We start from the raw sequence: 14313 nt of genomic DNA on the forward strand, positions 1-14313 counted from the left end.
GTTAATCTTTTTTTATGCGTTATCTTTAGTCGCTTTAGAGCATAACAAATCGCTGATTGCGAGCAATTAAAACGTCTAGCGCTTTCCCATTGGTAATCATCAGGATACTGCTCAATATCCTTAAGCAAGGCTTCATCATCAATCTTTGAGGGCTTACGCTCAGTAAAGCCTTTAGGATGGGGATTTTTAATCCAGCTATAGACGGTGAATTTGCTGATCTTGTAGCGCTTTGCAACAGCGCGCCAAGTTTCTCCATTAGCAATATCGTTAAGAATTTTCTGCCGGAATTGGCTGCAGTAGGCCATAGGATATGCTCAGTTTGTTTTTGATAATTCTACTACAAGTTGTTCTTTATATCTGCTTTGGATAGATTGGATTATAAGTGATTTGACTATATCAGCATTACTATCTAAGTTATCTAACTCAGTTTCAGCAATTACAGCATCTTTTGTACTTTGGGTATAGTCTACTGTGACCAAGCCTAAGTCGTCTTTACTATTATCTAGAGTAGTATGACCAGATTTATCTTGTGCTTGTTTAAAAGTAACAGAACCTAGATTATATAGTCAATTAAATCCAGAATAGGACAAAAGAGCATCCCAAAAGACATCAAAATTAGATAAAACTTTACGTAAATACTTTTTAAGATTGCCCCACTGCTTTTTGATTAGATTTAACTCTGGCGAATAAGGTGATAAAGGCAAAACAACATGACCAAATTTTTCGGCTAACGCTTTTAGAACCTTCATTCAATGAAATTGAGCATTATCCATAATAATCACTGATTTAACACTCAATGATGGTAATAAGTGTTCTTCAAACCATTTTTCAAAAAAGGCACTTGTCATGGTATTTTCGTAAGTCATTGGGGCAATGAGTTTATTGCCAATTTGACCTGCAACAACGGATATCCGTTTATATTTTTTGCCACTAATGGTGCTTTTAACAGTTTTCCCTTTGGATGACCTTGCAAAGGGTCGATGTAAGTAGGTATCTATACCCGTTTCATCAATATAAACCCTTTGATGGTCATTGAAGGTTGCAAGCTTGGTTAGATCGTTTTCTACTTTGATTGGGTCTTGTTCTTTGTAGGTCGTGGTCTTTTTTTAAGTGTCATACCGATTGATTTTAGTGCATAAAATATGCCTTGTGGTGTACAGGCAAAGTGTTCTGCTATTTCAAATAAATAGGCATCATTGTGTTGTTCTACATAGGTTTTAAGTTGTTCACGGTCTATTTTTCTTGGTTTTGTGCCTTGAGATTGGGCGCTAAGTTCACCTGTATCTCTTTGGAGTTTTTTCCAGCTGTATAGTGCTGAGCGTGATATGCCATAGGCTTGTATTACTTGGTCAATGTCTTTGCATTTGTCCCAGTACGCCATTGCTTTTTGTCGGATTTCAATTGTGTATGCCATTTTGTTAGTTTCCGCTATTTTTAGTCTTGTTTCTATTTTAAATTACTATAAAGCCTTTGCTCATAGACCTTATGGCTACAGCACAAAAGGACAAGTTTGTCATGGAAGTGATATAGTGCAATCAGCTAAAAAACAAAACATCCTATAGCCCTTATCTAACCATTCTATCGGTAGATAACGTTCTGTTTTTTAGCTGATTTGACTATAACTGGCATTTAAAAAACCAGAGCAATGCGATTGGAGCCATTATCAATGGAGAATTGTTTGCCTTACGCTTATATGATGGTTCTATTAACAGCGATATTTTCTCTCATTGGGTGAGAGAAGCACTGTTACCTGAGTTACCTAAAAACAGTGTAATTGTCATGGACAATGCCGCTTTTCATAAACGCAGTGATATTCAAGCAATCATTGAAGAGCATGGGCATGAGATAGTTTGGTTACCCCCTTATAGTCCAGACTTAAATCCCATTGAAAAGATGTGGGCTTGGATTAAGCAAATACGCAAAGAATGGCGGATGGATTGTATTGATACTTTATGCTTTTATCTGCTTTGGATTGGGTTGGGTTTTAGATGATTGCACTATAACTAAACGACACAACTCAATCACCATTTGACAAGAAGCATCAAACGAACCCAAAGGTAGAAACTCACAATTAGAATGAAAATTGTGCGAACCCGTAAAAAAATTAGGCGTCAAAATTCCTTGAGAGGATAAATAAGATCCATCTGTTCCACCCCTCATCGCAATATCTTTAGGCGCAATCTCTAAATGTGCCAAAGCCGTAAATAAATGCTCAATCGCTTGACGATTATCTGGCGTAATCGCATCAGCAATATTGGCATAAGTATCACTTATTGATAAAGAAATATTAGCACGCGGATAACGCAAGCGTATCAGCTCCACCAGCTTTTTAATATATGCTTTTTTATCCCCAAATCCTTTTTGAGAATGATCGCGAATATTTAGCGATAAGACCACTTGCGATTGATTGCTATTTATCGCCTGCGCCCAAATATAGTCCTCTTTTCCTTCCGTATTTTCAGGAATTTTTAAACGGTTAAGTAAATTCACTAAATCAACAGCAATTAAGTAGGATTAACCAATACCCCTTTAGCCAACATAGGATGCGCAGAAACGCCATCAATCGTAATCGTCGCTGTCGCCGCATTAAACGTTTATAGACTACTTCCCCAATCTCGCAACAATCAATGGTATAAGCAAAATCTACGGGGAAACGAGTCAAATCCAATGTTTTAGCGCCTTTCAACCCAATCTTCTCATCAAGAACAAAACAAACATGCACATCCCCATGCGGTAAATTCTCTTTCTGCATCTCCTCAATCGCCACCATAATCGCGGTAATTGCCGCCTTATTATCTGTATCCAATACACTCGTTCCATCGCTCACAATAATATCATCGCCCTGATACGCTAAAATTTCTGGATACTCATCCGTACGCAAAAAATCCCTTTCTCAGGATTTAAACAAATATCCTGACCATCATATTGAGACCTTTGCAAAATTCCGTTTCATAAGAATTTTTGCTACTAGCAGAAAAATTAACACCATGATTTTAATATTTTTTTTTGAAAAATTGAAATTTCTCTATTTTATGTTTTTTTTGCAAAGGTCTCATATTGGCAAATTCTCTGAGGATAAATCTCTGGAGACAACGCAACATCCACCGTATCTAAATGCGCAATAAAGCCAACGGTTGGACAAGAATGCGACACATTAGACAGTAACCGCGCCGAAACAATCGCATCTTCTTCATCAAAATAAATATCTGACAACTCCAATTCAGAAAGCTCTTGGAAAAGTAAACGAGCCAAATCTCTTTGCCCTTCACTAGACGGCACCACCTGCACACTTTCATCACTTTGGCTAAAAATCGCCAAATATCGGCAAAATACTGATAAAGCTTTTCCTTTCATATTTTTTCTCCTCAAAAAAGAAATATCATACGTGCGATATCACGCCTAAAAATCGCTATAATGTTTAGTTTTCAACCATAAGGACTAAATCATGACTGATTTTAATGAAGTATTAGATGCTGGTGATGTTGATAACGGCATTATCAACGTTGTTGTTGAAATCCCCGCAGGTTCTAATAATAAAATCGAGTGGGACAGAGAGCGTAAATTGATGAAAATTGATCGCGTTGAACCCCTTATTTTTGCCAAACCAACCAACTACGGTTTTATCCCACAAACCTTAGATGAAGATGGCGATGAATTAGACGCGCTCATTATTACTGACACTCCCTTACCAACAGGCGTTTATTTGGAAGCAAAAGTCATAGGCGTGATGAAATTTGTAGACGACAGTGAAGTTGACGACAAAATTGTTGTTGTACCAGCTGACGATCGCCACAGCGGAAATGCCATCAATAGCTTAGATGACCTACCCAAACAACTCATCAAACAAATCGAATTCCACTTCAATCAATACAAAGCGCTCAAAAAACCCGGCTCAACCAATGTTGAACACTGGGGAGATATTGAAGAAGCTAAAGCGGTAATTAGAGAGTCACAACAGCGTTGGAAAAATCGTTAAAAATCTATTTAGCCAATAAAAATAGCGCGGATAACTCCGCGCTATTTTTATGTAAAAATTAAAATAACTAAATAACTTGAAAATTACTTGCTGAAAGCTGCTCATTAAAATTATCAGAAAAGCGAGCAAATGCAATTGCACCATTACTACCATTGCCGTCAGCATCATAATAAAGCGTCTTATTAAGACTATCATAGAGAATGTAGTCATCTGACTGCTTCGCATCACCATATACAAAATTTTGATTAGACAAGGTTCCAATATTAAGCTTACTAAATATATCAGCAGACAATAAAATTTTATCACCTTCTTGAATATTGAAATCTGACAATAAATCAACACCTTTCCCTAAAGCTGAGTCAAATACAAATTGATCAGCTCCAGTGCCACCAATCAAAGTATCATCTCCCATGCCACCATGTAAAATATCATTACCAGCACCACCATTTAAAATATTATTACCTGTGTTGCCCCATAAGATATTATTAGCCTCATTTCCTATGCCATTTAAATTCTCAGTTCCAAGAAGATTTAAATTCTCTAATCCGCTTTGTAAGTGATAATTAACTGTGCTGTTAACGACATCAATACCACCATTATCAATAATTCTATCAGCGACATTATCAACAAAATAAGTATCATTTCCTAGACCGCCATTCATTAGGTCTGCACCCAACCCCCCATCTAAAATGTCATTACCATCTTCTCCATAAAGATAATCACCTCCCTGACCGCCCTCTAACCAATCATCGCCTTTTCCTCCAAAAATACGATCGTTTCCGGCGTTACCTTGAATATGGTTGTTAGTTTCGTTACCAATAAGCTCATCATGCCCACTGCCACCCTTAAGATTTTCAATTTGAGTGTTAAAGCCAATAAACATCTGATCTTTTACCAAACGATTATTATCATCATAAACTAAATAATTTGCCTTCTGATCTCCACGATAAATCCAAGAACCCGGTGTCAAATTGATATGTACATTTTGAGTTTCTTCATGAGCATCAAAAGTATCATTTCCTGAGCCATCCCAAATATAGATATCATTTCCTAAAGTATTTGGATTAAAGTTTTTGAATGTATAAACACTGTCACCTGCATGTTGTTTTTCATTTACACCATATCGGTAGTGCAAAGTAGCAAGATCAAAAATACCGAACTGAGTGGCTGTGACAGAAGTATTAACTGTATGTCCATTTTTTAAAGTAACATCTGCTTTAATATCATCTGTATAAGACATAATCGTTAAGCTACTTTTATCTTCTGGTGACCATTGAGGAATAGAATCTTTACCAGAGAAAGGATGAGACAAACCAACACTATGCCCAATTTCATGAAGCACTGTTCCAAATCCACCAGTTACCCAACTAATATAGCCATTTGGTTCAGCAGGTTTTTCTATAATTGATGTATTTTTACTCAACGCATGATCAGCTTGATAAGCAATAGAATTGATATGCACATCCCCACCATAATAAGCAAAGCCAGCTTCAAAACTTGCTCCATCACCTTCCCCACCATGCATACGTAAGCTACTGCATATTGGGCAATTACAAGAATAAGGTGTCTCTTGCTCTAATGCATCGTTTCCATATTCTTGACCATGTGACAAGTGATTATTTGCATACTGTTTTACACTAAGATCGTCTAAATAGAATTTAAAGTTTGCTTTCTCTCCACTCCACGGAGATTTTTCTGTAAAACGCAAATTAGTTTGTTCTTCATAAAGATGCAAAGCATCATGTATGGCCGATTTCTGCATCTCACTAAAAGTTTGGAAATTACGAACGGTAAAAGAATATCCTCTACCTGAATCTGTAGCACTGGTTGCAAATTCATATGTAATTTCTGCACCCTTGCCGTATCCTTCCCACGTTTTCCATAAATATCCTGATTTTTGTGTTTCCAACATTTTAATAAAATATGGAAGTTCGACTTGGCTTAGATCTCTGCTGTCATGGAATTGTGTATCAGCATGATAATTAATTGAATGGAAATTCGTACTATCACTTACTCGTCCATAATTTCCTTCTAAAACTGCCGTTAATTCATGCCCATGTTCAAAAACTGAACCTTTAACACCAATTGCAAAATCGCCATTTCTTCCAATTTTACCTTGCGCAACAGTTTGTCCATCAACCATCAAACGTAAAACATCGTTAGAAGATGCGCCTTGTATGTTAAGATGAATCTGAACTTGTCCAGCCAACTCTTCTGGCGTCAAAATGCCATCCTCCGTTAACTCCTTAACAATTGCTATACTAGCTTTATTATAGGAAGGATTAGAAGGTGTTACTGTTACTGGTGCGACTGGTTCACTAGGAACAGGCACTTCTTCTGGCAAAGCAGTATTAACTTGCAATTCAAATACACTTGCAGAACTCGCTTTATTCCCATCACTTGCAACAATCGTTAAGTTAGGTAAACTTCTTCCTGTATTGATTAACGAAGCTCCATATTCTGTCAGAGTAACTTCTCCGCTATAAGGCTGAATTGTATAAGCGCCTTTAGAATTAATTAGATGATATGTCAAAGTATCGTTATCTAAGTCATTAGCTGATGCTTTTGCGACCACCAACCCTACTTTACCTTGTCCTCGAATAGGAATATTTAATTGTTCAATAACAGGCATTTCTGGAGCATGATTGACGGCTGCTAAAGGTTTAGTTTCAGCAACATTTAATACTGAAACAGTGCTTTCTGTTGTACCGTCATACGCTAATACTTTTACTTCTGGTAAATTTTGACCAGCATTAACTAAAGCTGCTCCTTGTTGAGTTAAGGTTACCATTCCTGTTTTAGCATCAATAGAATATGCATTTTGCGGATTCTCTGCTAAATAATATTGTAAAGCATCATGATCAATATCCTTAGCTGTAGCCTTAGCAACTATATCACCAACTCTTGCTTTACCTTGCACAAAAAATGCAGCAGTATCAGAAAAGGTTGGTGATTCAGGTGCATGATTTATCGATTGATTATGATTATCAGGCATAGAAAATTGTAACTCAGATATGTAACTATCTAATTTACCATCACTTGCATAAACTTTAATATTAGGAAGCGCGCTCCCTCTATTTAATGCTTGCGCACCAGCATAAGTTAAAGTAATAGAGCCATTATAAGGATGAATATTATAATACCCCAAATAATTATCTCGTAAATGATATGTTAGCGTATCACCGTTATAGTCCTGTGATTTAGCAATAGCAAGCAAATCTCCTGCTTTCGCTCTTCCTTGAACAATAGGCGCTAAATAAGTGAATTGTGGGGTGGTAGGCGCATAATTTTGACTTCCATAAGAAGGGCGATAATATCTTGCCATTTTAAACTCCTTGTAAACTACAATATGAACAATAGATTATATAGAAAAATAATTTTTATATAATCCTGATCCCTATAATTCTAACACAATCTTTTCAAAATTTTTTTTTACATAATTTATGTGTTTTTCTCTATCATTATAATTTAAACCATTTATTAAAAATGAAATATTCTTTTATATTATTCTATAACTTATTTTTGCTTATGGGTTGCTCATCTGTGGCTGATTTAGTTGGTTATGATAGCCAGCAAATGAACTTACAAGCCGCGCAAAGCTACACCCAAGCCATTAACCAAGCACAAGCAGAACATTAACTCAATACCCAGTCTCCAACAGCAAGAAGAGTTTATCAAGTGTTCAATCGACTTTTACCCTACGCACAAGCAACGAATCAAACGGGCATCCCTTTCCATTGGCAAATGCATGTTATTCGTGCCAATGAATTGAATGCTTGGGCAATGCCCGGAGGAAAAATGGTTGTCTATACAGGATTGGTAGAAAACTTAAACCTCACTGACGATGAAATTGCCGCGATTATTGGGCATGAAATGACCCATGCTTTGCAAGAACATAGTAAGCAAACCTTTGGACAAAAAGTTTTGACAGGACTTGGAACACAGATTGCTGGACAAATGATTCAAAATAAAACGGGATGGAATCCTGCCTATGTTAATTTAGGTGGAAATATATTGTCACAGTATGGTATTGACTTGCCTTTTAGCCGAAAACATGAAGAAGAAGCTGATATTGGCGGACTTATTTTAATGACAAAAGCCGGTTATTATCCACAAGCCGCTATTAGTCTATGGCAAAAAATGAATCGAAATGGCGCGGGACAAAGTCCCTCATTTTTATCAACTCATCCTAATATCCATGCTCGAATCCAGCTATTAGAGAAAAATATGCCAACTGCCATGCGTTATTATCAACAATCTACTGCTCAAAAAGCATATAGATAAACCATTCTCCTAGAAAATTCATTTAAACATCTAGCTTACAATAAGGCATTAAAAAATCATTTATTCTATATAGTTACAAAAAATATCAGTAAACATATTGACTCTCTATAAATCTGACGTATAATTCGCATCTCTTAAATCTGGCGAGAGTGGCGGAATTGGTAGACGCACTGGATTTAGGTTCCAGCGGGGTAACCCGTGAGAGTTCGAGTCTCTCCTTTCGCACCATATTACGCGCCAAGTGGCGCTTTTTTTTTATCCAATTTTCATACACACATTGAGGACATTATGGAATCATCCATCGAGAAATTAGATGGTCTTGCCCACAAAATTACCATCGAAGTGCCGGCAGAAAAAATTGATCATGCTACCATCGAGCGTTTGAAAGCCTTACGTCCACGCGTCCGCGTAGATGGCTTCCGCCCCGGTAAAGTACCGCCGCATATCATGAAACAACGTTATGGTGAAAGCGCAAGACAAGATGTTCTTGAGGATGAAATTGAAATTGCCTATCGTGAAGCCATTGGTAAAACTGATCTTTCACCAGTCGCACCACCAAAAATTGAGTTAATTAGCGGATTTAAAGAAGGCGAGCCTTTAAAATTTTCAGCTACTTTTGAAGTCATGCCGGAAATTGAAGTCAAAGGATTAGATACGCTTGAAATCACTTTACCAAAAAGCGAAATTCAAGATAAAGACGTAGAAGAAATGGTACAAACTTTGCGTCGTCAACAAGCTACTTTCCATGAAAACGCTGAGAAAACTACTGCTGAAAATGATCGTGTAACGGTTGATTTTATCGGTAAAATAGATGGCGAAGCTTTTGAAGGTGGTAGCGGGGAGAATGTTGCTGTGTTAATTGGCGGTGGGCAAATGCTACCAGATTTTGAAGATGGCTTAAAAGGTGCAAAATTAGGGGAAGAAAAAACATTTGATGTTCAATTTCCTGAAAATTATCCAAGCGAACAACTTGCAGGTAAAACAGCGCAATTTACGGCAACTGTGAAAAAAATTGAAGAAATGTACCTTCCAGAGCTAGATGCGAAATTCATTGAGAATTTTGGTATTGATGGCAATAATGAAGAAGCTTTCAAAAAAGCAATTCGAGAAAATATGGAACGCGAGCTAGAAAATGCTTTACGTCGTATTCGTCGCGAACGTATGTTTGATGCCATTTTAGAACATAATACAGATTTAGCGATTCCACATTCAGCGCTAGACCAAGAAATGAACCGTATGGGAGAAGAAATTAATCTTTCCAAACAAGTTCCTGACCATGAACAGCGCCATCAAATTCTACATCAATTATTTGAACCTCAAGCAAAACGTCGTCTTCAATTAGGATTTTTGTTAAGTCAGCTTTTTGAAGAACGTAATATTGAATTAGATCAGGAAAGAGTAGATGCACGTTTAGCATCTATCGCTTCAACTTATGAAGATCCTGAAGAAGTCAAAGCTTGGTACAAAAATGACAAACAAGCTAAAATCAATTTAGAATCTGCTATTTTAGAAGAGCAGCTAATTGATCAGCTATATGAAAAAGCAAAAGTTAGCGACGAAGACAAAACATTCCAAGAAGTTATGGCAATCAATAGCCAAATTCGCAACTAAGCTCTAAGCTTTTTAATCAGGGCGGGAATTCCCGCCTTTTTTATAAATTCCAATCATCTCTAATAATTTTTCTATAGTGAAAGACTACTAAAATAGTTATAGTATTAAGATAGATGAATAAAGTAAGCACATGTACTATTACTGGAATAGCGATCTAATTTCTGTGCCTCTTTTATTAGCCTTTGACTATAGACGACCAGCTCTTTCTTTCATTTCCGGGGGGATCTTTTACTACTCGTAGTCTTATTCTCTCAGATTGATGAGTCTCTGATCATTCCGGGCGGTTCAGTCATAAAAAAACAAGGTATGGCTAATTTGAGACCTTTACAAAATTCCGTTTTATACTAATATTTGCTACTAGCAGAAAAATTAACACTATGATTTTAATATATTTTCAAAATTTGAAAAATTAAAATTTTTCTATTTTATGTTTTTTTGCAAAGGTCTCAGATTGATGAATCTCCGATCATTCCGGGGCGGTTTAGAACGAGTAAGACGTACTTTGATGGAAATGTGGCATGATAAACATGAATTTCGAGATTCAGTACATAGAGAGCAGGAACCAAAAAGGTTTGTGAATTTTTACAATACCGTTAAACCTCATGCAGGGCTTAAAGGACTAACACCTTTTGAAGCACTTGAAGCTTATTTTTACCCAACCAATGGATACGATTTCTAACATGTTACTCTGTAAACTTGGTACCATCATTTAACGATATAGCAGATGTAAAACACGGCATAAAACTTTTTATCAAAAGATCAAGTATTCTATCTATTAAGTTTTTATCTTCATACATTTTTTTTAACAAAAAACTACAAGACTTGCATCCTGCTAAAATACCCCCATTTCATTGAATTCGCATTTAGGAGATTATATGGACGCTATAAACAATTTACTCGTACCAATGGTTGTTGAACAAACTGGTCGAGGTGAGCGCTCTTATGACATTTACTCTCGTCTATTAAAAGAAAGAGTCGTTTTTTTGGTTGGTGAAGTAAACGATCAAAGTGCTAACTTGGTTGTCGCCCAATTACTTTTTTTAGAAGCTGAAAATCCAGATCAAGATATTCATTTTTATATTAACTCACCAGGTGGCTCAGTAACAGCTGGTATGTCTATTTATGACACGATGCAATTTATCAAACCAGACGTTAGTACCATGGTTCTTGGTCAAGCAGCTTCTATGGGTGCTTTTTTACTGAATGCTGGTGCTGCTGGTAAGCGCTACGCTTTGCCGAATTCGCGTGTAATGATTCATCAACCTTTAGGTGGATTCCGTGGGCAAGCATCAGATATTGATATTCACGCACGTGAAATTTTGTTTATTCGACAAAGACTAAATGAGCTATTAGCAAAACACAGCGGACAAGATATTGAAACCATTGCTCGTGATACTGAACGTGATAATTTCATGAGTGCTGAGCGTGCAAAAGAATATGGCTTGGTTGACCAAATTATCACAACTCGTAGTGCGCTTGCCTCTCAAGTTTAAGCACGAATTTTATTCTTTATTGATTAGATAAACAGTATGTTTTGCTGTTAGGAGATTTAAATGACTGACCACACACCGCACTGCTCATTTTGCCAAAAACCTGAATCTGAAGTTCGTCGCTTAATCGCGGGACCCGACGGTGTGTACATCTGCGATGAATGTATAGCGCTTTGTGATGAGTTAATTAGCGATGAGTTTGGTGAGATTTCAATGGCAGAAAAAGGTTATGCCAAACAAGAAGAAGATGACGTTATTTTTAACGGAAAATTGCCTACTCCGCATGAAATTAAAGCGTTTCTAGATGACTATATTATTGGGCAAGATAGTGCTAAAAAAGCGCTTTCTGTTGCCGTATATAATCACTATAAGCGATTAAAAATCAATCATGAGAAAGCAATAGAAGAAAATGATGATGTCGAAATTGCGAAAAGCAATATTCTGATGATTGGTTCTACTGGTTCAGGAAAAACGCTACTCGCTCAAACTCTAGCAAAATTTTTAAATGTTCCTTTTGCTATTGCTGATGCCACGGCTTTAACAGAAGCAGGCTATGTTGGCGAAGATGTTGAAACCATTTTGCAAAAGTTATTAATCAGCAGCGATAATGATGTCAAACGTGCTGAACGTGGCATTATTTATATTGATGAAATTGATAAAATTGCACGTAAAGGTGATAATGTTTCTATTACGCGAGATGTATCTGGTGAAGGAGTGCAACAAGCATTATTAAAACTCATTGAAGGTACTGTTGCTGGCGTTCCTCCGCAAGGTGGAAGAAAACATCCGCAACAAGAACTCACGCAAATTGATACTAGTAATATTTTATTTATTTGTGGTGGCGCATTTGCTGGATTAGAGAAACTTATTGCACAACGAACAGATAAAGGCGGTATTGGCTTTGGTGCAAATGTTCGAAGTAAAAATATGATTGGAGAGTCAGATTCAGATACACTCAAGCAAATCGAACCTGAAGATTTGGTTAAATTTGGGCTGATTCCAGAATTTGTTGGACGCTTACCCATTATTACCCTTCTTGAAACCTTAGATGAGGCGGCTTTAGTTCGCATTCTAACTGAACCTAAAAATGCGATTATCAAACAGTTTAAGAAAATTTTTGGCTTTGAAAATGTGGAGCTAGAATTTGAAGACAGCGCTTTAAAAGCAATAGCGAAAAAAGCTATCGCGCGTCGAACTGGCGCTAGAGGACTGCGATCAATAGTAGAACAATTATTGTTAGAAACAATGTTTGATTTACCTAGTGTAAATAATGTGGAAAAAATTGTTATTCGCAAAGAAGATGTTGAAAATGGCAGTCAACCACTACTTATTCAAAAATCTGCTTAAGGAAAATTATGTCTAAACGTTATCCTGTTCTCCCCTTACGCGATGTTGCGGTTTATCCGCACGTTATCGTTCCATTATTTGTAGGGCGAGAAAAATCCATTGCAGCTCTAGACGCCGCGATGGATGCGGAACAAGAGCTTCTTCTTGTTCCGCAAAAAGATCAAAAAATCACTGAGCCTACAAAAGAAGATTTACATTCTATTGGAACATTTGGACGTATTGTTCAAATGGCAAAACTCTCTGACGGCACAGTTAAAGTATTGGTAGAAGGTTTAGCTCGTGCAGAAATTAGTGAGCTAATAGACGAAGAAAATTATTTCAGCGCACAGTACCAAACCCTTAAAGAGAAACCTATCTCTAATGAAAAAGAAATAGCAGCACTTGCTGAAGCCGCTCTTTCTGGCTTTGTTGAATATATGAAAAGCCACGAGCGTCAAGCAGATGAACTCATGGAAACCTTACGACAATTAGAAGATAAAGGTCGTGTTGCTGATACCATTGCCGCTCATATGGATATTGATGTGCAATCTCGAATTAAGCTGCTGCAACTGCTAAATATCGAAGAGCGTATTGAATATCTGTTATTGCTATTAGAAACAGAGCGCGAACAAGCTGAAATCAGCTTAAAAATTAAAAAGCGCGTTAATCAACAGATGGATAAAAATCAGCGTGAGTATTATTTAAACGAAAAGATAAAAGCCATTCAAAAAGAATTAGGCGATATGGATGATGCGCTCAATGAAGTTGAGCAACTCGAAAAGCAAATTTTAGATGCGAAGATGCCAGAAAATGCAGAAAAGAAAGCACTAAATGAACTCAACAAACTTAAGCAAATGTCCTCAATGTCAGCAGAAGCTGGTGTGATTCGTAATTACCTAGAATGGATAATCAATTTTCCATGGTCAAAACGTAAACGCACTCATTATGACCTTGAGCGAGCTGAAAAAATCTTTGATAGAGATCACTATGGCTTAGAAGAAGTTAAAGAGCGTATCTTAGAATATTTAGCGGTGCAAAAGCGTAATCGCAACAACAAAGGACCAATCATTTGCTTAGTCGGTCCGCCCGGTGTTGGAAAAACCTCTTTAGGTAAATCAATTGCGGAAGCAACCGGACGAGATTTTGATCGGTTTGCTCTAGGCGGAATGCATGATGAAGCAGAAATTCGCGGGCATCGTCGAACTTACATCGGCGCTTTACCCGGAAAAATTGTTCAAAAACTTTGTCGATTAGGTACTAATAATCCTGTCATTTTATTAGATGAAATAGATAAAATTGGCGCAGATCATCGTGGCGACCCCGCTTCTGCATTGTTAGAAGTATTAGATCCCGCACAAAACAATACCTTTAATGATCATTATCTCGAAACAGAGGTTGATTTATCAAAAGTATTATTTATTGCAACGGCAAATACTTTAAATATTCCTGCACCTTTATTAGATCGTATGGAAGTTATCCGTATTCCAGGTTATACCACGCAAGAAAAATTACAAATTGCTGAGCGCTATATTCTTCCACGCCAAATCAAGGAAAATGGTTTAAAAGAAAAAGAGTTTTCTTTAGAAGAAGGCGTGTTATATAACATTATCGAAAATTACACGCGCG

At 37.0% G+C, this 14313-nt stretch carries 11 protein-coding genes, 1 tRNA gene and 4 pseudogenes; 10 read left to right on the forward strand and 6 right to left on the reverse strand.

Going from position 1 to position 14313, the window contains the following annotated elements; translation table 11 throughout:
• Together A5N85_RS03000 and A5N85_RS14510 are read right to left on the reverse strand one after the other, a co-directional pair.
• Positions 1-305, reverse strand: a 305-nt coding sequence (locus A5N85_RS03000; protein WP_072575915.1) for an IS630 transposase-related protein, incomplete at its 3' end; no start/stop codon positions are given.
• Between the two features lie 261 nt (positions 306-566).
• Positions 567-1414: pseudogene (locus A5N85_RS14510) on the reverse strand (IS630 family transposase).
• Here A5N85_RS14510 and A5N85_RS15575 point away from each other — a divergent pair.
• Both A5N85_RS15575 and A5N85_RS03015 read left to right on the forward strand, forming a co-directional pair.
• On the forward strand, positions 1404-1562 hold the full coding sequence (locus A5N85_RS15575; protein WP_211268051.1) for a hypothetical protein: 159 nt from the start codon (positions 1404-1406) through the stop codon (positions 1560-1562). The pseudogene A5N85_RS14510 and the gene A5N85_RS15575 overlap by 11 nt on opposite strands.
• Before the next feature lie 85 nt (positions 1563-1647).
• A pseudogene (locus tag A5N85_RS03015) lies at positions 1648-1992 on the forward strand (transposase); the annotation flags it as partial.
• Here the strand turns inward: A5N85_RS03015 and A5N85_RS03020 are convergent.
• From A5N85_RS03020 to A5N85_RS03030, 3 genes are all read right to left on the reverse strand, one after another.
• Entirely contained in the window at positions 1951-2490 is a 540-nt protein-coding gene (locus A5N85_RS03020; RefSeq protein ID WP_072575917.1) for a zinc-binding metallopeptidase family protein, read from the reverse strand. The pseudogene A5N85_RS03015 and the gene A5N85_RS03020 overlap by 42 nt on opposite strands.
• Before the next feature lie 4 nt (positions 2491-2494).
• Positions 2495-2881 (reverse strand): zinc-binding metallopeptidase family protein, encoded by a 387-nt coding sequence (locus tag A5N85_RS03025; RefSeq protein ID WP_072575918.1) that lies wholly within the window; start codon positions 2879-2881, stop codon positions 2495-2497.
• A gap of 149 nt (positions 2882-3030) precedes the next feature.
• Positions 3031-3354 (reverse strand): zinc-binding metallopeptidase family protein, encoded by a 324-nt coding sequence (locus A5N85_RS03030; RefSeq protein ID WP_072575919.1) that lies wholly within the window; start codon positions 3352-3354, stop codon positions 3031-3033.
• Positions 3355-3445: 91 nt separating this feature from the next.
• Between A5N85_RS03030 and A5N85_RS03035 the strand changes: the two genes are divergently transcribed.
• The gene (locus tag A5N85_RS03035; protein ID WP_072575920.1) at positions 3446-3976 is read left to right on the forward strand and encodes an inorganic diphosphatase; all 531 of its coding nucleotides are present in this window, start codon (positions 3446-3448) and stop codon (positions 3974-3976) included.
• A 67-nt stretch (positions 3977-4043) separates the two neighbouring features.
• Here A5N85_RS03035 and A5N85_RS14965 read toward each other — a convergent pair whose 3' ends face one another.
• Positions 4044-7301 carry a hypothetical protein gene (locus tag A5N85_RS14965; protein WP_072575921.1) on the reverse strand — a complete coding sequence of 1086 codons (3258 nt, stop codon included), beginning with the start codon at positions 7299-7301 and terminating at the stop codon, positions 4044-4046.
• A 347-nt stretch (positions 7302-7648) separates the two neighbouring features.
• On the opposite strand from A5N85_RS14965, the pseudogene A5N85_RS03045 reads away from it, so the two are divergent.
• The 7 genes and pseudogenes from A5N85_RS03045 to lon all read left to right on the forward strand — a co-directional run.
• Positions 7649-8260 (forward strand): annotated as a pseudogene (locus tag A5N85_RS03045) (M48 family metallopeptidase); the annotation flags it as partial.
• Between the two features lie 143 nt (positions 8261-8403).
• A tRNA-Leu gene (locus A5N85_RS03050) sits at positions 8404-8488 on the forward strand.
• A gap of 60 nt (positions 8489-8548) precedes the next feature.
• A complete protein-coding gene (tig, locus tag A5N85_RS03055) occupies positions 8549-9871 on the forward strand; it encodes a trigger factor (RefSeq protein ID WP_072575922.1) in 1323 nt (440 codons plus the stop codon).
• A gap of 475 nt (positions 9872-10346) precedes the next feature.
• Positions 10347-10550, forward strand: a pseudogene (locus tag A5N85_RS17175) (integrase core domain-containing protein); the annotation flags it as partial.
• A 196-nt stretch (positions 10551-10746) separates the two neighbouring features.
• Positions 10747-11364: an ATP-dependent Clp endopeptidase proteolytic subunit ClpP gene (gene clpP / locus A5N85_RS03065; RefSeq protein ID WP_072575923.1), complete on the forward strand. Its 618-nt coding sequence runs from the start codon at positions 10747-10749 to the stop codon at positions 11362-11364.
• 60 nt (positions 11365-11424) lie between these two features.
• Positions 11425-12708 carry an ATP-dependent Clp protease ATP-binding subunit ClpX gene (clpX, locus tag A5N85_RS03070; protein WP_072575924.1) on the forward strand — a complete coding sequence of 428 codons (1284 nt, stop codon included), beginning with the start codon at positions 11425-11427 and terminating at the stop codon, positions 12706-12708.
• A gap of 8 nt (positions 12709-12716) precedes the next feature.
• Positions 12717-14313: endopeptidase La (gene lon, locus A5N85_RS03075; RefSeq protein ID WP_072575925.1), on the forward strand; the 1597-nt coding region annotated here is incomplete at its 3' end.

Source organism: Suttonella ornithocola, from assembly GCF_001889065.1.
Lineage (GTDB): Bacteria > Pseudomonadota > Gammaproteobacteria > Cardiobacteriales > Cardiobacteriaceae > Suttonella_A > Suttonella_A ornithocola.